We start from the raw sequence: 20,255 nt of genomic DNA, 5'->3' as shown, positions 1-20,255 counted from the left end.
ATATACTCTGTGCCTAGCGTCAGCATCTCGTTATGATCTGTGGCCCAATACCCTTGAGGTGACGGTCACAGATGGCCATGGCCGACAGTAAGCCCGATTCGGTGTTAAAAGTTTCGTTAGGGATATAGATTGACAGCGGATCGGGCTGCAGAAATTCCTTCGAGCAGCTGCTTATCGCTAGCGTACCGGCGAGCAAAAAGGCGATGCCTCTGCCTGCGGATCTGGATTTTTTTAGTGTATTGTTCATATTCATCACAATTAATCAGGTTATAAAGATAAATTCACACCGAAAGTAAAGACCCTTGAAGCCCAGGATCCCGTCTCCGGATCGCCGTATTCCCATTCTTTGGTCCAGGTGGCCACATTGCGCACCGTCCCATACAGCTTCACCCGATTGAGGTTATACTTGGAGGTCAAGGCTGTTGTAATGTATAGCCTACCGAAATATTGTCGAGCCGGATAAACGAGCGGTCATACAGCCGCGCAGCGCCCTCCGCGCCGATCGGTCCCTTAGCCTCGATACGGCCGTAGCGGTCCGTTGGCTTGTCCGGCGGTCCAATATTCCTTTGCTGGCAGATTGGCCAGCCATAAGCCATGCGCCCGCCATCATCGTCGTTATTCAGGTAATTGCCCGACAAGCTTTTGTGCCCCATGTATGAATAAATATTAAACGAAAAGCTGAGGTCCTTCCATAGCGTAAACTCATTGCGCATCGACCAGCGGAAACGCGGATCCGTCTGCCCAGAAAGACCTTATCGTTATTATTATACACAGGCTTTCTGCTATCCCCATTCACGGCATCATCTGCTGTATATACATTGGCCACTTTCGGGTCACCTGGAGCCTGCCCATATTTGGCGGCTTCTGCAGCTTCATTGGCCTGCCAGATGCCCGTAACCTGGTAATTCCAGATCGCGCCGATGGGCTGCTCGATAAACCAGCCATTCGAAATTTCGTCCATTTCTTTGCGGCCAACCACATTTCCATCGGCATCCAGTACATCCTGGTAGTTCTTGTAGAGATGTACAATCTGATTCTTATTGTACGAAAAATTAAAGGTGGTAGACCATTGCAGATTTTCCTTTTTCAAGTTGACGGTATTTAAGGTCAATTCAATCCCCTTGTTGTCCACTTGCCCCAGATTGGTGGTGATGCTGCTGAATCCTGTAAAATTGGGCAGTTTTTGCTCCATGATCATGTCGTGGGTCTGCATCAGGTAATATTCCAGGGTACCCGAAATGCGATTTTTTAAGAATCCAAAGTCCAGTCCAAAATTCCATGCCGTGGTTTTTTCCCATTGCAGGTTCGGATTGGCCAGGCGGTCTACCATCAGGTAGCGGTATTGGACCAGTTCACCAGCCGAGTTGAGGTAGCCATGCATCTTGCCGCTGCCCGAATACAAGTTGGCGAGCGCCAGATTGGGATCTGCCAGCTGCCGGTTCCCATTTTTACCATAGGAAACACGCAGTTTACCATAATCCATCACATCGGTCCATTTAAAGAATTTCTCTTTGGTAAAATTCCAGGCCAGGGCCACAGAAGGGAAAGTCGCGTAGGGATTGGAGGTACCAAAAGCCGAATAGCCATCCCGCCGAATTGAGGTCGTGAGCATATAGCGGTCATCGTAGGAATAAAATAAACGGGCGAGCAAAGCATCCGCCGTTTGGTGCGTATCGTAGCTATCAAAGCTGCTATTCTCCTTTGATCCATTTTTGGTATTGTGAAATCCCAGTGCATCCGAAGGCAAAATATTGCGCGCTTCAATACGATCTTTCCAGGACTGCTGTTCCTCCGCCTCCTGTACCAAGGTTACCATCAGGCGGTGCTTATCCGCAAAGCTCTGTTCCCAGCTGATGGTGTTGTTGAGCGACCAGTCAAAACGTTTAGTCTGCTCGCGGTTTGCTCCGCGATCGGCCGGATTAGAACCCGGCAGCTCGGCCGACATAAAATAACGGTCATGAAAATATTGTAGCCGCGGCGAAGCGTTAAAGGAATAGGTAATGTTAAAGGGCAGCTTGACTTTCGCATTAAAAATGGAATTGAAGACCGAATAGCCCTTGTCCAGCTCCAGGTATTTCCGTTGAAAATCATAATTATACCCGCGCTGGCTAAACTGCTCACTGAGCGGATATTGTAAAGGATTGCCACTGGCATCGGCATAATCGGCGTAAGGGCTGTTGCGCAATGTCTGGTCGATATCAATATCAATATTGCCGTCGGAGCGATCCTGAAAATTCACATTGGCGCCCAATTCTAGCCAGTTGGTCACATGCGCATTGATCTTCATGTTTGCCCGCACAGCCTTGTAGGTATCGCTGACAACGGTTCCCTCATTTTTCAGGTATCCCATGGACAAGTAATAATTGACGCGGTCGCTCGCGCCGCTGATGCTCGCGTTGTAATCCTGGTTAAAGCCCGTTCGGAAGGTATGATCGGCCCAATCGACCGTTTTCCCATCCAAAAAATTCTGCAGAGCATTTCCCTGCAGGCCCAGGCGGCGGCCCCAGATACTTCGGTCGGACTCCCCGTCCTCGTTGGTCGACTGCGCGCGCCAAGAATCCAGTGATAATGACGAAGGCAGCTGCCCCGGATTGAAGTAAAAACCGTAAGGCACAGTAAGGTTGCCATTATCATCCCGCGTCTGGTAAGCCTCATATAGACCCGTTGTCGGATTGATGCCGTAGGTATTCTTGGTATACCAATCCTCGCGGTGTTGCAGGTAAGCTTCCGGGCTGAATCTTTTGCGATATTCACTCAATTGTGTTGCTCCGGCATTCATGGTCATATTGATCGTCGGTTTGCCCTGCTTCCCTTTTTTTGTACTGATAATAATCACACCACTTGCTGCTTTCGAGCCGTAAACAGCGGCGGCCGAAGCATCTTTCAGCACATCGATCTGCTCGATATCATCCGGATTGATTTCAGAAAGCTCGCCGTAGAAAATCATGCCATCGAGTACCAGCAAGGGGTTGTTGTGCCCGCTGTTGCTATCGTAGACCGAGCGTTTACCCCGCACTTCAATGGAGCCGCCCCCTTTTGCCGAGGCATCGTAACCGATATTCAGTCCTGCCGATCCGCGGAGGATATCCTGTACGGTTTTTGGGTTTTCATTGGCAATGCGGTCTGGATGGATCTGGGTCACGGAACCTGTCAGATCCTTTTTGCGCATGGTACCATAGCCCACCACCACTACCTCGTCAAGCTCATCGGCGGACGAACTAAGGACCACATTAACGACCTTGGATGGGGTAAGGTCGACTTCCTGGCTATTGTAGCCCAACAGTTTGAACACCAGTTTTTTTGCTTCAAGCGGCACCGAAATGGTATACGTACCATCAGCTTTTGAGGCTGTGCTGACCTTGCTGCCCAGCACACTGACTGTCACGGAGGCCAGCGGCTGCCCATTGCCGTCCGATATTTTACCTGTGATTTCGCGGTTCTGTACCGTCCCGTTTGCCGTCGAAATCAGGGGTACATTGGCTTTTAATGCAGCGGCAGGACTAGCTAGAGCGACCAGACAAAGCAGGCAGGAACAGGGTATCCATTTGCCTGCGCCGAAGCCATAAAAGCGACTTTGTTTTAGTTTACAATTGTTTCTCATAAAGAAATATTCACTATGGGTGATTTAGTAATTTTATAATTGGCTTCCTTTGATAAAGGAATTTTAACTGTAAAAGTGAATATTAGCAATTAGAAAAACAGAACTAGATCGTATCAAAAAAGTGCTATTTTGTCTCAATAACACGATTTTCGATATAAAAAAATAAACAATTGAATGATGATGGCGACAGAGTTGCTAAAAAAACGCCTAAAAAGCACAGGAGCCAAAATTTAACTACAACGTTTTCGTAATTTAACTATAACGTTTTCGTATTTTTTATATTACAGAAATACATCTGCTTTAGCCCACCTTTTTTCTCCCGCATGAGTACGCTGTAAGAAACTCTCTACCGCTCATCATATACCCCAGCTGCAAACCTAAAACTTGAGTTTAGCCTTTCTATTCGTTTTCTCTAAGCTAAGGAGTGATTCCCTTTATTGAAGTTTCTACACCGCTCAATTTAACAGCCAGTTCCAAAAACCTTGTTTTTGCCAATAGCACTACGAAGTCCTTGTGGCCAACTCAGTTTCATTTTTCTTAATGACACAAGCACAGACTCCTTAACGAAGAAGAACCCAATATCTCCACGACAAGATGGCGCTCGGTAGCCAATCACAAAGATTTGGTTTACTATTTTGAAACAGCGACTAGTCCGGGAACTTTCTGGATCAATCTAAAAGATTTGGATCTGAGCGAGAAAGGTAAGGTTCTCAAACTTGATGTCGAGCAAAACAAAACTTACACTGGACTGAGCAATGGACACCTTAAAAAAAGCAGAACCCTTTAAATTTATGGGACTGTGATCAAGCGGTCGTAGTCATTGCCGAAGTTGCTGTCATCACTTTGCCTGATGACGATGATTTATAAAAAGCTATTTCTGGCACCTACGCCAGAAATAGCTGATTTGTTTTTTGTTGAACTTTTTTGAAGGGAACTTTGTTCAATTCTTAAAAAAGAAGAAATGAAAGCACAAATCGGACTCGTTATCACTGCAGTTGCTGGAGCAGCACTGCTCGTATATAGACGCTGGAAACAACGTTCTGTACAGGAATCAACCGAACAGACTGATCACAAAAACACGGGTAACCTCACGAACCCACCTTCCTGGTATCGCCCGCTTAAAATGCCCGAAATGGACAGCACTGATATTGTATCATTGCAATATGCTCCCGCAATGGCATCACCGGATAAAAACGATGCGGCGCAAGGGATTAACAAAAATATCGCTTATTACCATAAAGGCAATAGACATCAATAAGGTAGTCTTACAACTACCTCATTGATACCTCACAATCATAAATAACTACCAGGACGGCATACAACTGCGCTACTTTTGGACACGAATCCAATCCCCAAACTACATCCGTGGGGGTAGATAAAGTCCTACGAAACTTTTGCCCGAAATTGTCCGCTTTCGAACAAAGACCGTTCGTGTTCGAACATGCAACTGATTAGAAAAAAACTTTAACACCTTATTTTCAACACTTTAATTTATTGGCAATGAATTGGCAAAGGTTAATCCATAACAATTTACTATGCTTGCGAATTATTTTAAAATAGCCTTTCGTCATCTATGAAAGAATAAAGGTTTTACTACGATAAATAGTGTAGGGTTAGCTTCTGGAATGACAGCTGCCATATTGATCATGCTATGGGTAAAAAGCGAATCATATAGCCTAGATGAAGTCCTTCATGAAAATTGTTCCATTCGAAGGTGTCGTATATTGAAGTGAGATGAAATCCTGTCCCGGTTGTCCGTTCCTGATAGGTGACAAATTTTTTGCTATTAAAATCACGGATAGTTGGCTCAATTTGTTCAAGGAGCAGTCTTTTCAGTAAGTCTGCCTCCTGTTGGGATACGGGGACTGTCGGCTTTGTTCCCGACTCATAATTGTTAAAAATTTCTTCGGGAATATGCCCTTTTACATCAGATCCGATATGAATCAATTTATGCTGTGTGGCAATGATGTGCCCAATATTCCATATCAGGTTGTTACTGAATCCTTCCGGAATGTGATTGAGCTGTTCCAATGAATAGTTTTCAAAAAACTTGAGGTAAGCCATTCTGCTCGTTTTCCATGCGTTAAAGAGTGATTCCATATCGTGCATTACATTTGGCTGAGTTATTATTACTCCCCTATTTTTGAGTTGTTTTAAGCTTATTGCTGCCCTTTTTATCGCTAGGACCTGCAGCAGGAATTGCCTTGTATTTTTCAATAATTCTTGCAGCTTTTTTCTAATGGCAAAGCTTCGATCTGGTGCAAATATACCTAAAAAATGGGCCCTTGACATCCTGAATAATCTTTTGTTCGGTTACGAGGGTATTTTCCATTTTTAGTCTATATTTGTGCAATCGACAATTATTAACAATTTTGATTATGCACCTGAACACACGCGTCCTATTTTTATGGCTATTGCTAAGTTTACCTATCTTAAATTTCGCCCAAAACTGCAATTGTGAATCCAATTTTTTGTGGGTAAAAAAAAACGTTTGAAGAGAATGATGCCGGTTTTCAATACATCATCAGCAAGAAAGGCCGGGATGCTTATGAATTGCACAATGCGCTATATCTAAAAAAAGTAAAACAATTGCCCAATAATCAGGAATGTGCTACATTGCTCAATCAATGGATCCGTTTCTTCCGTAATGGACATATCGGCGTAAATTATATTGGAAAAACAAAGAACGTCAAAAAGGCTACCGAACAACATAAACAGCCGATCGAAAAGGACCTGAATCCATTAAACGCCACAAAGCCATTTTTCGAAAAATTAAATGAAAACACGGTTTACCTCCGTATTCCTGATTTTGAAATATCCGAAAAGAAGGCGATTGACAGCCTTATATTGGCCAACCGAGCAACCATCTTATCGACCGAAAACTTTATTATTGACGTCAGAAATAATCCAGGTGGAAGTGATGCGAGTTATGGTAGCCTTATCCCCTTCTTATACACGCAACCGATCAGAACCGTAGGTGCATTATTTTATTCGACTGATTTAAATAATCAACGCATGTTGGAGCTGAGTCAAAACCCCGATTTTGACGAGGAGTCTAAAAAAACATTCAAAAACTACTACGAAAAATTGCAGGCCAATAAAGGTGAGTATGTTGATTTATTCAATAAAAAAGTAAACATAACCAAGCTGGATACCATTCAGCCCTACCCAAAAACATAGGAATCGTTATCAATGAAAATAACGGGAGCACGACAGAGCAATTTCTATTGACTGCCATGCAAAGTAAAAAGGTAAAATTGTACGGTCGAACAACAAAAAGGGATGCTTGATATTTCTAATGTAAATATCGTCACATCTCCTTGTGGGCGATATTGAACTGTATTATGGATTATCTAAAAGTTACCGTATTCCGGACTTCCCTGTAGACGATATCGGATTACAACCAGACGTCTTTATTGATAAAACCATTGATCCTAAGAATTGGCTAAATTTTGTGCGCGACCACCTCAATGGAGAATAGAATTAAGATAAAAAGTTTAGTTACATATAATTTTTTTTGTGAGCTGCTTTACGATGGGTATTCCGATGCCTGAATCGCCAAATTTTAGCGCCGGATCCATAAAAGAAGGTACATTTGCGTTAAAATTGTCCGGACGTCGAACAGGTCATCAACTCAACTTGGCACATCCTGTTTCATATTTTTTTTGTATATTATCTCACTATGAAAATAGTAGACATCACAAAAGACACTTTAATCAGTGCTCAGAAAGAAGGATTTACCGTATTAATCACCAAATTTAATTCCGATCCGTTAAACCCAACCTGGATTGTTGACAAGGTTGAAAAAGACAAAATAGAAGCTAGCAAAAAGGCACTGAGCGAAAGCTACCAGCTATGCTATTCCCTTAAAGAAGCTATTCTAACGGTTGATAATCGCCCCTTTATTGGAAAATTACAGTTAAGCCATTCATAGCGTTTGATCAAGGTATAATCCCATGCGCAATCAATAGCATGCATTGTTTCAAAATACCGTTGAGCTAACGTATAACAAAGCAGGATAAAAATAAAAACATGGGTAAGAATTATTAATGCATGATATTTTTTTTAACCTAGCGGACCAAACTATCTTTAAGTTTGGTCCGCTTCTGCTTTTCCAACTCATTCAATCGCCTAGTGGCCTGATTCAACCTTAAAATCTAAAACTACGCTTAGAACGTTTTCTCTATTAAATCATAACGATCTTCAAGTTCAAATGGCTCTGCCAGCAAAACATCTGCTCCGCATCGGCGGCAACTCTTTCGCCTCTAGCGCTTGCTGACATTAGCAGAAGAAAATAAAAAACTTTGTTTTTCAATAATTTATAACTACATTTGAATAATAATCAGGCTTCTGCCATTACTTCTTCTGACACTTTTGAGTTTACTCATTCTTCTCAGTCTTCGTTTTTCCAGCTGCTATTCTGTTATCAACATATAAAGTCAATTGACTTTTTCAGATTGATAGTGTCAATACGAAAAATTGCAAACTTCATTTTTTGTTGACAGATCGATTTATCCTTTACTAACGCGTATGGTTAAAGGAAAGGTATGCTGCAAAAGCGTTCTAATAAATACATAATTTAATACATATATACAATGCAACAAGGAACAGTAAAATTCTTTAATGACACCAAAGGTTTTGGTTTTATTACACCAACAGATGGCGGTCAAGATGTTTTCGTACACTCGTCAGGTTTAATCAATCATGTACGTGAAAACGATACTGTAACATTCGATCTAGAAAACGGTAAAAAGGGCATTAACGCAGTTAATGTGCGAATAGCATAATTAATTAAGTAGGAAGTTTAAAAACTTCTTTAAGTTAAGTTCAGCAGATAACATTCATGTTATCTGTTTTTTTTTTGTTAAAAAATTAGCCAAAAACGACGACCTACCCCCCCTAATAGCCTACATTGCTATCAGCTCACTGATAGCCTTACTTTTGTTCTGTTTCTCCGAACTGAAAATTGCGCGTTCCCCTGTTTTTTGTATCCGCTTTTTTCCTATATTTACGCGATAAATTTCAATAGAAATGACGAAAAAGAAGGCTATAGTTATTCAAGATAATGAAGATATCTTGAATATCATGGATGAGGTCTTAGTTGATGAGGGTTTTGATGTGATTCCATCGCTTACGACTGAACCAATAGAAGAGCTTGCTTATTGATCCCGACATTCTTATAGTGGATGACCATATTAAAGGAAGTAAAAAAGGATCCGAGGTGATCAAGGAACTCAAAGCTGATCCAGATACCGAAGAGCTTCCATCTGTCCTGACATCGACAGCCAGCGATATTGCAAAAACCGCCGCCGAATGTAAAGCCGACGACTTTATTGAAAAACCCTTTGATTTAGATCATATGGTCGATGTGGTTAAAAGAAATAGTTAAAACAGCATAAAATATACCTTACCTACGGAGCGCTATAAAAGGGACTATACTTGAAACGCAAGTCACATTATACATGCCCGACAAAATAATCTCAAGAATATTTCTCTCCAGATCGCCAAGAAAAAGATCACTGTTTTTACAGGAGTCTCCGGATCGGGCAAGTCGTCTTTGGTCTTTGAAACCATAGTTGCTGAAGCCCAAAGGCAGTTCAGCGAAACACAGGGCAGTTTTATCCGAAACCGGCTGCAGCACATCGGCGTTCCGGATGTGGACAAAATCGACAACCTGAATGTCCCTATTATTATCAATCAAAAAAGATTGGGCGGTAATGCACGCTCGACTGTAGGAACGGCTACCGACATATATGCTTCCTTGCGCCTGCTTTTCTCGCGCATGGGAACACCCTTTGTAGGCTATTCAAGTGCTTTTTCATTCAATAATCCTTTGGGCATGTGCAAGGCATGTGAAGGACTGGGCATTGTGCAGACCATTGATGTGGATAGCCTTATCGACAAACAAAAATCGTTAAATGTGGTGTTCACAGGTACCGTTGCCGATTTGCTCAAAGATACTGTCTCGCGAACGGCGGCCTGTTTACGGCAACATATCCATTCCGAAAAATGATTTTATACGTAAAAGCCGGGTAAAATAGGAATAAGTTCGTCGCTTCTGAGACCATAAAAATATGGATCAGCTCCATGGCCGTTTTGCCCGTTTCCTGCTTGAGCAGGTCACTTTAATTCTTTTCTATCTTCCTCCACCCGGTCCTAGGTTTCCTCCTAAATTACTGACCATAGCTGATAATGTAAACGATGAGGTAACTGTTGGATTGCTAAATGTTCCACTTAAGTATAGTCCGTTAAACGCATTGGCTTCCGCAACTGAAGATACATTTACGAGCTTGTAGGATGCACCTACTGAAAAGCTAGCATTGGAGATCAGTAATGTTGAAAAAGAAACAGGCGATTTAAATGTCAGGACCTCATTGTTGTCCTTGTCAAGAACACTATATATCTGACTAGCTTGACCGCCACTTAAAATTGCCGAGGGCTGTGTAGAAACACTTGCAGTTGGAGAACTTGTGGCTCCTCCCACGCCGACCATAAGCCCTCCGGTAATCTTAAAGGTGTTGTTATCACAATCGAACCCTTCTTCTGGACTCTTTGCACCGATAGCAAAAATATGCCCTCCAGTAATAGTCATCGTTCCATTGGAATCTATACCATCGTTTGTGGTACTATAGGCTACGATTGTTCCTCCATTAATATAAATTGCTTTCCCGGCGTTGATCGCATCATCAATAGCTTTGATGTAAATTTCACCATTATTGATGCTAAGGGTCGCCTTGCTCTCAATTCCCTCCCCACCTGATCCAGTGGTTTCGATATTTATTTTTCCGCCATTTATAATCACATCGGGTATTATAGTTTCGTCCCCATCCTCATAGGACGCAACAATACCATCGTCAGCAACTTTTAAGGTAATTTCCCCTCCATTGACAATAATCCGACCTTTTTCAGCTTCAATACCATCAGAATTTGCCACGATATTTAATTTCCCGCCATCAATATAAATACCGTCGTTACTGTGTAAGCCATCCGAAATAGCATCGGAAACTTGGATCGTACCCTCCACAACGCGTATATAATCATCACTGGCTATGGCGTGCTTCGTTTTGCCAGAAATAGTTAATGTGCCGGTCCCAGAAAATATCAATTGCCCTTCACTAAAAATTGTGCCTTTTTGATCTTCAGCAGATGTTGCATAGCTAGCTGCATCTGTAAGTTTGTTTTCCGTCCCGTCGGCAAGTATGATAAATGCCCTCTTTCCAGACTGAATATTGATTGCAGGGCCGTCGTTATTTGTAATAGAGACCGCATTTAAGATAACCTTGAATTTCTTATCCGAATAGATCTTGAATGATCCACTTGTTGTTGAGCCTGTTAACTCATAGGCAACACCGCTTGCAGAAGAGTTTACAACGACATCAGCTCCAGTTTGAGTGACTGTAACCCCGGAAGCTGGATTTTCAATAGTGGCCGAATTGCCATCGTAGTTTATTTTTACGGTACTGTTGAAAGTGGAGTTTGCTATAAGATCATCGTCGTCCGCTCCAGTCTCCTGGCTACCTTCAACCGCACCACTTTTTGAAATCGAGCTAATGTTTATCGCAGTACCGGTTTCGATAACCTCCCCTGACTCTGATTCTGTTTTTTCATCTTTTGAACATGCAGCTATGGAAACTCCCACAATCAGTACCATTCCATAAAATATGACTTTCCTTAACATAAGTTTACCTTTTATTGTTTCAAAGCTAACAACAACAAGTGTTAATGAATATTAAGGAGTGTAAATTAGATTAAAATTATGTTAATTAAATACTAAATTAACATATACAACTGAATGTACACCTCTTGGCATTAAAACAATACCGCGGATTTCTGGTAAATTTCTTTAAATCCCCAGCAGCAGGGTGACCTTTGAAGGGCACATAATAGTGATTTGGTTTATCCTTTTCATAAGCATTCCGCCAGAATAATATCCAGGCCAAGCCCTTATCTTTGACCAAAGGGTAAACCACCTGGGTAAAATAAGTCGGATCTTTGACACCTTCGAGCCCCGTTTCTCCGATTGTCGGAATTTTCCCGGATCTGGCGGCATAGTCCGTTACAATGGCAATATTTTTTGCCATAGCAATTTTGTATTTTTCAATATCTTTGGGCGTACCATCTCCGGGTACATAACAGTCAAATGCGACCAGGTCCACATAAGCATCGCCGGGATACCGTGTTAAGAACTCAGCTTCATTTTCGGTTTCAGATGGCGAATAACAGTAAAGAAGGTGATGGATACCGTGTTTCTGCTGAAAGTAATCGACGGTCATTTTCCAGAGCGCCTTATATTCCTCGGGTGTACACTGTTTAGCCCCCCACCAAAACCAAGATCCGGTATGTTCGTGATAAGGTCTCAGCACGACCGGAATTAAAGTCCCTTGATTATCCTTTAGACTTAACAAAAACTCCGCGGTCCGGTCTAACCATTTTAAGTATTTTATGTGGTTGCTTCCTGCCGGAAGAATGGAGCGAACGACAGTGTCCTGCGCACAATCCCAGGCGTTTTTGCCTGACACGATGTTATTGGCATGCCAGCTCAAGCTCGTTATACCGCCACGTTTTTGCGTATCTACGATGTAGCGGCGCATGTCGTCAAAATACACGGAATCTAAATTGTACGGTTTACCAAGTTCAATATCCCCTATTTCCCAGCCAATGACAGTGGGGTGCTTACCAGCCACATCCTTCAGATCACTGCGCCCTTTCACTTTATACCAGCCATGGCCATAGGCCAGCGCATCCTGATGTCCTACAGAAATCCCTTTTGCACGCCTTGAATTGATTGTTTGATACAGATCTTTAGTTTCTTCGGTCGCATGAAGGTCTGCCGGCTGTTGCCCCCGGAGGCTGAATACAGCTACGGTAAATATACCACATAGGATTAGCTGTCCAAGATATCTTTTTATTTTAGTCTTTCTCATTTTGCTGCTGCATTATAAATAAGTTTATTGTTGTTTAAAAGAATGATATCCGCTGACTGGCAAAATTTCTTAAAATCTGCTGCTGCCGGATGATCTTTGGTAGGTACATAATAATGAGTCGGAATATCGTCTGCGTTTCGCCAGAGCATGCAATAAGCCAGTGGCCATTTTGCCAATATCGGTTGTAAAATCTGTGTAAACCAGTTTGGATCGGTAATCCGTTCGAGCCCCGTTTCGGTCATTGCCGCAATCTTACTTTTTTCCTGGGCTATAGCCGAAACAATTCCCATCTTGAACGCTGCTGCTGCTGGATCATTTGCACCATCGGGGCGAAAATCCCAATAATTGTCCATACCTAAAATATCGACATAATCATCGCCCGGAAATTGCGCAAGATATTCCGTCCGGTCCCGAAACTTACAGTCCGGAGAGAATGCAAAGAGCAACTGGTGTATGCCCAGATCTTGCCGAAGATAATTAACTGTATAGCGCCATAAATGAATAAATTCCGCCGGAGTGGCATGCCCCTTCCCCCACCAGAACCAATCACCATCGAACTCATGAAAAGGTCTGAAAATAATCGGAATAGCCTCGCCCCTCGATCCTTTACATTGCGCTAAGAAAGCACCTATTCGACGTAGGTAAGACTGATAGGCAGCATTTGACCTGCCTCCGGGTAAAATTTCTCTCACCGCGAGCTGTGGGTTATTTTTCCATTCATAGGAGCCACCGTTTACAGGATTTGACATGTGCCAGGAGAACGTAATAATTCCCCCCCTACGATACATGTCCTTGACCACATTGACCAGTCTTTTGGTTTCACTTTCCCGATAGACCTTGTCCTCATGAGTCAACGGCTGAAAATCGAGGCCCAGCACTACTGGGTGACTTCCTGTCACTTCTTTTATATCACTACGGTCTGGCTCTCCCTTCCAATGCCTTCCATAGCAAAGCGCATCCTGCTGGCCTAAAAGAACCTTTCCTTGCGATTGGACTGATTTTAAGTATTTGTACAATGCGACAGTTTCGCTAGTGGCTATACGGTCAATAGGGACATTGGTCTGCGCCGAAAGACTATAGTTCAAGAGCATTGCTACCAAGACCAAGTAGAAAACAACGTTATTGTTCATCATTTTATTCCAAAATTTTCGATCATTTCCAGACACATGCGTCCATTATGATAAGGGCACTTCCAGAAGCCTGCCTTATCTTCAGCTCTATTTACTTCCCCGTTCTCAAGCCTGCTCCAATACCACTCGCCCTCCTCGCTATCAATTAGATTCGACCGGATATAGGCCCATATACCTTCTGCCTTTTCCTGATAGAGCTTGTCATTCAGCAGCTTCCCTAGGTATGAAAATCCGAGCACAGCTTCGGCCTGTACCCACCAATGGCGTTCGCGGTCCCAATGTGCATTGTTTCTTTCATAAGCGAGACTACCATCGGGCAAGATCCCTTCCAATGCTGCATGAGCAATATGAGGAATGACAGTTTTCACTTTTTCCTCCAGATCCGGATCACCCAGTACTTTGACCGCCTCCAAGAGTAGCCAGGCAGCTTCAATATCATGTCCAAAGGATTGCATCTGACCTTTTACCTGCCATTTTGCATCAAAGAAAAGCTGCAGGTGTCCGGTAGCCTTACTATATATACGTTCCAGGAATAAGGATATCAAATCAGTATGTGCCTTTACCAAATCTGCATCGATCCATACCCGAAGAAGGTTGGTATAAGGTTCTAAAATATGGAGATGCGTATTCATGGTTTTAGCTTCGTTTTCATCTTTCTCGCTGAGACGCATATCGGCAATAGGCTGCCAATCCTCGGTAAATGCCTCCCAGTAACCACCCAATTCATCGTCTTTACAGCGTTCGATCTGATAAAATTGTTTCTTTGCATAGTCCAGGGCTTCAGTACAGCCCGTTGCACGGTAATATTCCGAAAACGCATAGAGCGCAAACCCTTGTGCATACGTCTGTTTTTTGCGGGTTTACGGGGCGGCCTCGGAAATCAAGTTCCCAAATACTCCGCCATATTCTTTATCCATAAAGTAGTCCCTGAGGTACAGGTATGCGCGTTCTGCGATCTGCCGGTAGGCACTGTGGCCCAGCACACGGTAGGACGCAGCAAATGTCCACAGGATCCGGGCATGCATGACGACGCCTTTGTTGGCCATCCTATCCAGTACATTGTCACCGTCGATACGGCCATAAAAACCACCATGCTCCGTATCAACCATTTTATCCATCCAATACGGAAGGATATTATTTTCAATTTCTTCTTTAAATCCTTTCATTGCTTTTCTTCATTACACTTTAGATTAATTGCGACGCTCCTCAAGCTCCGCAGTAATCTTTTGCATCCTCTTTTCTGTCAGCGGATAAAAGCTGATAAACAGGATTGATAAGAGTGTTCCTATTGCCGGAAATAGGCTCAAAAACATTTTTATACCACTAAGCGTCTCCTCGGACTGTAGTTGATTGGCCTGGAAACCAAAATAAGCCAGGAGCCAGCCCGTTACCGCTGTTCCAAGTGCCCAGCCCAATTTTTGGCTCATGGAAGAGGAGCTAAAAATTAGACCTGTTGCCCTATTGCCTGTCTTCAGCTCTGAATAATCCACGCAGTCGGCATACATCGACCAGAGTAATGGGAATACCGCTCCAGCGCAGATACTGATGATGACCTGCAATGCAAAAATTTCCCATACCTGGCTTTTGTCGAGCCAGTAAAACAGTATGCTGCCAACAGTTGCCAAGAGCATGGTTAAGATAAATGTATTTTTCTTTCCAATTTTGTTGCTTACTGGAGCCGCCAAAATAACACCTAGAATATTGGCGGCCTGCCCAATGCAAGGTAGAGTCCACTCAATACAAATGGAATGTTCAGAAGTACGATCTGGCCATAATTTTCTTCGTGTACGTAATATTTGAAATAGTACAGTGCTGCGCCATCCCTTACCGAATTGAAGACCAACGTGGAGACTCCCGCTCCCAATAAAATCCACCAAGGACTATTATTCAGCAGATCCCTGACATCCTGCTTTAAACTACTTTTACTATCCGTTACTGGTTGGACCCGTTCGCGTGTCCAAGCAAAACAGAGCAGAAATAGAACGACGGAACAGAGCGCTATAACAGCCACTGCCATCACCCAGCCCTGCTGCTGGGCCTGAATATCCTGCCTGTGGCCACTGAAAAAATTGACCATTGGATTGAAGAGCAATAACGTTACGAAACTGCCAAGATATGCAAAGCTCATTCGGAAGGTGGCCAGCACACTCCTGGTTTTGGGCGACGAACTTATTACCCCCAATAAAGACGCATAGGGAACATTAATAGCCGAATAAACCATCATCATGACCGAATAAGTAAGATAAGCATACACAACTTTTCCACTTTCAGCGAGTGCAGGGGTATAAAACGTGAACACACCAATTACACCAAATGGTACCGCAACGTACAGTAGGTAAGGTCTGAATTTACCCCATTTCGATTGTGTACGATCGGACAGTACACCAATAATAGGATCAAACAAAGAATCCCAGACGCGCGTGACCAGAAACATGGTGCCGACCACTTTTGCTTCCATCCCGAATATATCTGTATAGAAGAACATGAGATACATGCCAAACAATTTCCAGAACATGGACGAAGCAGCGTCCCCTAGTCCATAACCGATTTTTTCCTTTAATGTAATACGCTCCGTTTTACTCATCATTCTCGTTTTGCAATAAATTTAAACATTTTATTGTGCTAAGTTCTTTGAAATAATCCCGACAAGTGTTTCAACCGATGTTTTTGATCGCATGCCATCTCCAGTTGTAGACAAGCAGTAGTCCAACAGTTTTTCAACCGAAGATACGGCCACATGCATACGGGTATCACTCGAGGCATAATAAAGATAAACTGTACCATCATCATCTGCAATCCAGCCGTTACTAAAAAGCACGTTTGAGACATCACCAACGCGTTCCTCACCCATTGGAGCCATCAGATGACCTGCCGGTTCGGCAATCAGTTTTTCTGGCGCAGCAAGATCAGTCAGATAGACATACAGGACATAGCGCAGTCCAGCAGCACATGCGCGCACGCCGTGCGCGAGGTGCAACCAGCCTTTGTCTGTTTTGATAGGTGCTGGCCCTTCTCCATTTTTCAGCTCTTTGATCGTGTGGTAATACCGATGGTTTATGATTCTTTCCTCGTATACTATTGCATTCTCCATGCTATCTACCAAGCCCCAGCCAATACCGCCGCCACTTCCGGTATCGATAAATCCATCCTGCGGGCGGGTATATAAGGCATATTTACCGTCGACAAATTCGGGGTGCAGAACCACATTTCGCTGTTGGCTCTTGGATCTCAGATCCGGTAGCCTTTCCCAGTGTTTTAGATCTTTTGTACGCACGATTCCTGCTGCGGCCACTGCCGAAGAAAGGTCTCCGGAAGCCGCTGCCGGATCTTTCCGTTCGGTACAGAAAATACCATAAATCCAGCCATCTTCATGGGCCGTCAGGCGCATATCATAGACATTTGTATCCGGATCATTCGTCTCGGGAAGATCGACCGGAAAATCCCAGAACTTAAAATTGTCAATTCCGTTTGCGCTTTCAGCTATTGCAAAGAAGGACTTACGGTCATTTCCTTCGACCCGTACGACCAATACGTATTTATCGTTCCACTTGATCGCACCGGCATTAAAAGTTCCGTTAATACCAAATCGTTCCATCAAAAATGGATTGCTTTGCTCATTTAAATCATACCGCCAGAAAAGCGGGGTATGAGCTGCTGTCAAGACAGGATGTTCATAGCGCTGGTAAATACCGTTGTGCTCCTTCACAGGATGGTTTTTTCTTTCTAATAGGGCAAAGTGATCTGCTTCAACATCTTTTAGACGTTGTTCAAATAGTGTACTCATGATTCGAATTAAATATAAAGTAAGTTCTTTTTTATGTTTTATTTATCTTGATTGTTCAACATGGAGGACACGTCTAAAGAGGTCCAATCCCGCGACATGAAATGCATTTCCGGTGCTATGTCCATGCAATGGAAAAGCCATCCAGGATTTTTCACTTTTCACCTGATTATACGCTGCAAAATTGATATGTGGCGGGCAAACATTATCCTGCACCCCGATTCCCATGACCAATGGCACCCGGATACGGGAAGCCAGATTTTTAATATCAAAATAAGAAAGGGTCTTGTACACCTGTTTCCAGCTCAGTTCCGGGTGTTGAGCCCTGTAGTGATCTACATCCGATTTTGGCCAGGGTGCAATGTTGAAATAATCCTGAAAATCCGATAGAAAAGGAATACCAATTGCCAGTGCTTTTACACGTGAATCCAGCGATGCCGCAACAACCGACAATGCACCCCCCTGACTCGATCCACGCACAGCAATACGTTCACCATCAATTTCATCTCTTGAGCTGACAAAATCCAGTGCACGCAGCACATCCATAAACGCCCCGCGATAGTAATACGTTTCTTTACTGTCTATGCCATAGGTAAACCAAGTACCGAAATGATTTGATTTTTCATTCAATGCCTGTCCCCGGATGGAAAGTACAAAATAGGCGAATCCATCCCAGCTCTGATTCGGAAAATAAGGTTTTGATCCATAGCCCATATATTCGACAATGACTGGGTGCTTTCCTGCTTTTTTAGGTTTAGCGTAGTAGCCCATAATAAGCTCATTATCCAGCGAACGCATGGACACATGGTACATTTCATAATCCAGCTTGGACTGCTCCGGAATCAACATCAACTGATAATCAGGCTTTATGTTAGCGAGCTGGGCTCTATTTGCTTTCCAGAATTTATCAAAATCTGTTGCCTCATCGTTTGGCGAAGCAATCTTTTCAGGCTCATAGCCCACATTGACCTGTTCTTCCAGTTTGTGTCCACCGTCGATCTCCACAGACACCTTATAGCGGTAAAATCCCGGTTCGACATTCTTTAATCCAAAGGTACCCAAAGGAGCTGTTGCATGCGCAGGAATATCGACCTTCAATTCCTGTGATTTGATCGGTTTGTACGCATCCGTCGTCAACGAAATTTTCAAGCTTGCCTTCAGTGATTTTTTACCTCTATTTTCTATCGTTGGCGCTATAGCGATACTATCTTTGCCCAGGAAAATATAATCGTCATCCAGGACATTGACTTTCAGCTTCAGTTTATCCACTGTTGAGGCCGGCTGTACCTGCATAACCGCTGCATTTAAGAAGCCGCCATTGGCACTCCAACCATCAAAAAATTTGATAGCAATCACATTTTCACCGGTAAGGTCAAGCACTTCCAAGGGGACGAAATACCGGCGTTCATGATCAAAGTAGCCAGCGAAATTATGTGGAAATTCTCCCGTTTTACCAACTAAATGACCATTGACATACACTTCCTCACAGGCGGCAAATTTACCGAGATCAATTTCAACACCTTCAGCCTCGACAATTTTTTGCTGCATCTGGGCAGGAAAAGCCAGCTGCTTGCGATACCAGCCAAAGCCCTGTTCCAACAATTTCCCCTGTTCTTTGAGCGGTTTGTTCGATACGACGGTTGCCCAGTGTTTATCCCGGTAATCTTTCGTGTTCCAGCTGCTGTCCCTTCCCTCGCCGGCATGAAACCTCCAATCGGTACCAAAATCATGTGTTGCGCTATTTTTAGGCTGCATCTGTGCGTGACATTCTAGTAGGAATGCTGCTCCGCACAACGAGATTAACAGGGCAGTTTTTATAGAATTGCTCATTTATTGATCGTTTTTAAATCTTGTCTCACCATTTTTCCCCAAGGCTTGAGCTGCTTGTCAGACCAGCCATTCGCCGGCACCTGCTGATCCGCAATCATGGAGCAGCTTTCATTTTTATCAGCGATAGACCAGGCTATCCAGCTGATTTGATGCAGAGCCATCCATTCCTTCCAGATTGTCCATTCCTTTTGATCTATCGGTCCGTCACCATCGGCATTCATCCCTGCACATTCCGACACAAAAATCGGAATACCTTTGGCCAGGGCATAATCAGCACGGTCACGTAGAAACTGCTTATGTGTACCTGCATAGAAGTGTACTGTATACATCAGGTTGCTGAATCCTTCGATAGGCTTATCAGCGACCAGGTGTATATCCTGATCCCAATTGGGGCATCCGACCAAAATGATATTATCTGGGTCTATGGCCCTAATGACGGGGATCACTTCCTTTGCATAGGCTTGAATTTCGTCCCAGCTTGTCTCCATGGGTTCATTGAATATCTCATAGATGACATTTGGATAACGCCCGTACTTGCTCGCTACAGTGCGAAAGAATTCCTTTGCCTGCGGCGTATGCAGATGGTGTGCATGCCAATCCACAATCACATATACGCCCGCTGCTATTGCCGCATCGACCACGGCATATAATTGCTTGAGCGCTGCCTCAGGATTTTGTAAGTAAGCCTGGTCAGGCTCTACACCGATAGCTGCACGGACCACCTGAACATTCCAGTCTTTTTTAAGCCAATTGATGGTCTCGGCAGTATAAAAGCGCGGCCACCAGTTGTGCCAGCCCAGGCTGACACCATGAAGAGCCAGCGTATCGGCGTGCGCATCGACAAGCGCTGTACCCGATACACGGAGCTGACCGTGCCTGGCGACAACTGTTTTGGAATTAGGCTTGGGGTTGATCCATGCAGATCGACAGGCCACCGTCAGCAACATAGTTACCATCAGTATGCAGTATACATATCTTTTCAACTGTGC

20 protein-coding genes and 1 pseudogene are annotated in these 20,255 nt (G+C 43.6%); 8 read left to right on the top strand and 13 right to left on the bottom strand.

The genetic code is table 11. The features are described 5' to 3' along the window. Positions 1–19 precede the first annotated feature (19 nt). From DTA23_RS27630 to DTA23_RS10230, 3 genes are all read right to left on the bottom strand, one after another. Positions 20–247: a hypothetical protein gene (locus DTA23_RS27630; protein ID WP_218565355.1), complete on the bottom strand. Its 228-nt coding sequence runs from the start codon at positions 245–247 to the stop codon at positions 20–22. 166 nt (positions 248–413) lie between these two features. Continuing rightward, complete coding sequence (locus tag DTA23_RS27625) at positions 414–653, bottom strand: hypothetical protein (protein ID WP_218565354.1); 240 nt, start codon at positions 651–653, stop codon at positions 414–416. Continuing rightward, the gene (locus tag DTA23_RS10230) at positions 620–3,601 is read right to left on the bottom strand and encodes a SusC/RagA family TonB-linked outer membrane protein (RefSeq protein WP_218565353.1); all 2,982 of its coding nucleotides are present in this window, start codon (positions 3,599–3,601) and stop codon (positions 620–622) included. Before DTA23_RS10230 ends, DTA23_RS27625 begins: the two co-directional genes overlap by 34 nt. 961 nt (positions 3,602–4,562) lie before the next feature. Between DTA23_RS10230 and DTA23_RS10225 the strand changes: the two genes are divergently transcribed. Then, entirely contained in the window at positions 4,563–4,859 is a 297-nt protein-coding gene (locus DTA23_RS10225; RefSeq protein ID WP_112374623.1) for a hypothetical protein, read from the top strand. Between the two features lie 386 nt (positions 4,860–5,245). Here DTA23_RS10225 and DTA23_RS10220 read toward each other — a convergent pair whose 3' ends face one another. Continuing rightward, positions 5,246–5,701, bottom strand: coding sequence for a DinB family protein (locus DTA23_RS10220; protein WP_112374822.1), 456 nt, complete (start codon positions 5,699–5,701; stop codon positions 5,246–5,248). A gap of 489 nt (positions 5,702–6,190) precedes the next feature. Here DTA23_RS10220 and DTA23_RS27620 point away from each other — a divergent pair, with 489 nt between their 5' ends. The 7 genes from DTA23_RS27620 (at position 6,191) to DTA23_RS10195 (ending at position 9,614) form a co-directional block, all read left to right on the top strand. Next, on the top strand, positions 6,191–6,781 hold the full coding sequence (locus DTA23_RS27620; protein WP_218565352.1) for a S41 family peptidase: 591 nt from the start codon (positions 6,191–6,193) through the stop codon (positions 6,779–6,781). Between the two features lie 142 nt (positions 6,782–6,923). After that, entirely contained in the window at positions 6,924–7,082 is a 159-nt protein-coding gene (locus DTA23_RS27615) for a hypothetical protein (protein ID WP_218565351.1), read from the top strand. A gap of 201 nt (positions 7,083–7,283) precedes the next feature. Then, the gene (locus DTA23_RS10210; protein ID WP_112374622.1) at positions 7,284–7,535 is read left to right on the top strand and encodes a hypothetical protein; all 252 of its coding nucleotides are present in this window, start codon (positions 7,284–7,286) and stop codon (positions 7,533–7,535) included. Positions 7,536–8,196: 661 nt separating this feature from the next. Next, on the top strand, positions 8,197–8,388 hold the full coding sequence (locus DTA23_RS10205; RefSeq protein WP_070566563.1) for a cold-shock protein: 192 nt from the start codon (positions 8,197–8,199) through the stop codon (positions 8,386–8,388). A 244-nt stretch (positions 8,389–8,632) separates the two neighbouring features. Beyond that, positions 8,633–8,767 carry a hypothetical protein gene (locus DTA23_RS28915; RefSeq protein WP_256603326.1) on the top strand — a complete coding sequence of 45 codons (135 nt, stop codon included), beginning with the start codon at positions 8,633–8,635 and terminating at the stop codon, positions 8,765–8,767. Further along, positions 8,757–8,990, top strand: coding sequence for a response regulator (locus DTA23_RS10200; protein WP_112374621.1), 234 nt, complete (start codon positions 8,757–8,759; stop codon positions 8,988–8,990). The genes DTA23_RS28915 and DTA23_RS10200 overlap by 11 nt, the downstream gene beginning before the upstream one ends. A 168-nt stretch (positions 8,991–9,158) precedes the next feature. Further along, positions 9,159–9,614, top strand: coding sequence for a P-loop NTPase family protein (locus tag DTA23_RS10195; RefSeq protein ID WP_204991187.1), 456 nt, complete (start codon positions 9,159–9,161; stop codon positions 9,612–9,614). 123 nt (positions 9,615–9,737) lie between these two features. Here DTA23_RS10195 and DTA23_RS10190 read toward each other — a convergent pair whose 3' ends face one another. The 9 genes and pseudogenes from DTA23_RS10190 to DTA23_RS10155 all read right to left on the bottom strand — a co-directional run bounded on the left by DTA23_RS10190 (position 9,738) and on the right by DTA23_RS10155 (position 20,249). Continuing rightward, entirely contained in the window at positions 9,738–11,279 is a 1,542-nt protein-coding gene (locus DTA23_RS10190; protein ID WP_112374620.1) for a carbohydrate-binding domain-containing protein, read from the bottom strand. 97 nt (positions 11,280–11,376) lie between these two features. Beyond that, positions 11,377–12,525, bottom strand: a complete 1,149-nt coding sequence (locus DTA23_RS10185; protein WP_112374619.1) for a glycoside hydrolase family 26 protein — start codon at positions 12,523–12,525, stop codon at positions 11,377–11,379. Next, positions 12,522–13,658 carry a glycoside hydrolase family 26 protein gene (locus DTA23_RS10180; RefSeq protein WP_204991189.1) on the bottom strand — a complete coding sequence of 379 codons (1,137 nt, stop codon included), beginning with the start codon at positions 13,656–13,658 and terminating at the stop codon, positions 12,522–12,524. The genes DTA23_RS10185 and DTA23_RS10180 overlap by 4 nt, the downstream gene beginning before the upstream one ends. Further along, a pseudogene (locus tag DTA23_RS10175) lies at positions 13,655–14,764 on the bottom strand (AGE family epimerase/isomerase). The gene DTA23_RS10180 and the pseudogene DTA23_RS10175 overlap by 4 nt, the downstream one beginning before the upstream one ends. A gap of 81 nt (positions 14,765–14,845) precedes the next feature. Next, a complete protein-coding gene (locus tag DTA23_RS28910) occupies positions 14,846–15,340 on the bottom strand; it encodes an MFS transporter (RefSeq protein WP_256603322.1) in 495 nt (164 codons plus the stop codon). A gap of 8 nt (positions 15,341–15,348) precedes the next feature. After that, entirely contained in the window at positions 15,349–16,242 is an 894-nt protein-coding gene (locus DTA23_RS28905; protein ID WP_256603320.1) for an MFS transporter, read from the bottom strand. A gap of 27 nt (positions 16,243–16,269) precedes the next feature. Further along, positions 16,270–17,439, bottom strand: a complete 1,170-nt coding sequence (locus tag DTA23_RS10165; RefSeq protein ID WP_112374618.1) for a glycoside hydrolase family 130 protein — start codon at positions 17,437–17,439, stop codon at positions 16,270–16,272. Between the two features lie 42 nt (positions 17,440–17,481). Next, entirely contained in the window at positions 17,482–19,266 is a 1,785-nt protein-coding gene (locus DTA23_RS10160; protein WP_112374617.1) for an acetylxylan esterase, read from the bottom strand. Beyond that, positions 19,263–20,249 carry a glycoside hydrolase family 5 protein gene (locus tag DTA23_RS10155; protein ID WP_204991191.1) on the bottom strand — a complete coding sequence of 329 codons (987 nt, stop codon included), beginning with the start codon at positions 20,247–20,249 and terminating at the stop codon, positions 19,263–19,265. Before DTA23_RS10155 ends, DTA23_RS10160 begins: the two co-directional genes overlap by 4 nt. Positions 20,250–20,255 lie beyond the last annotated feature (6 nt).

It is taken from the genome of Sphingobacterium multivorum, assembly GCF_900457465.1.
GTDB classification, from domain to species: domain Bacteria; phylum Bacteroidota; class Bacteroidia; order Sphingobacteriales; family Sphingobacteriaceae; genus Sphingobacterium; species Sphingobacterium multivorum.
The sequence above is the reverse complement of the archived record's forward strand: the minus strand, read 5'-3'. Positions and strand labels throughout refer to the sequence as shown.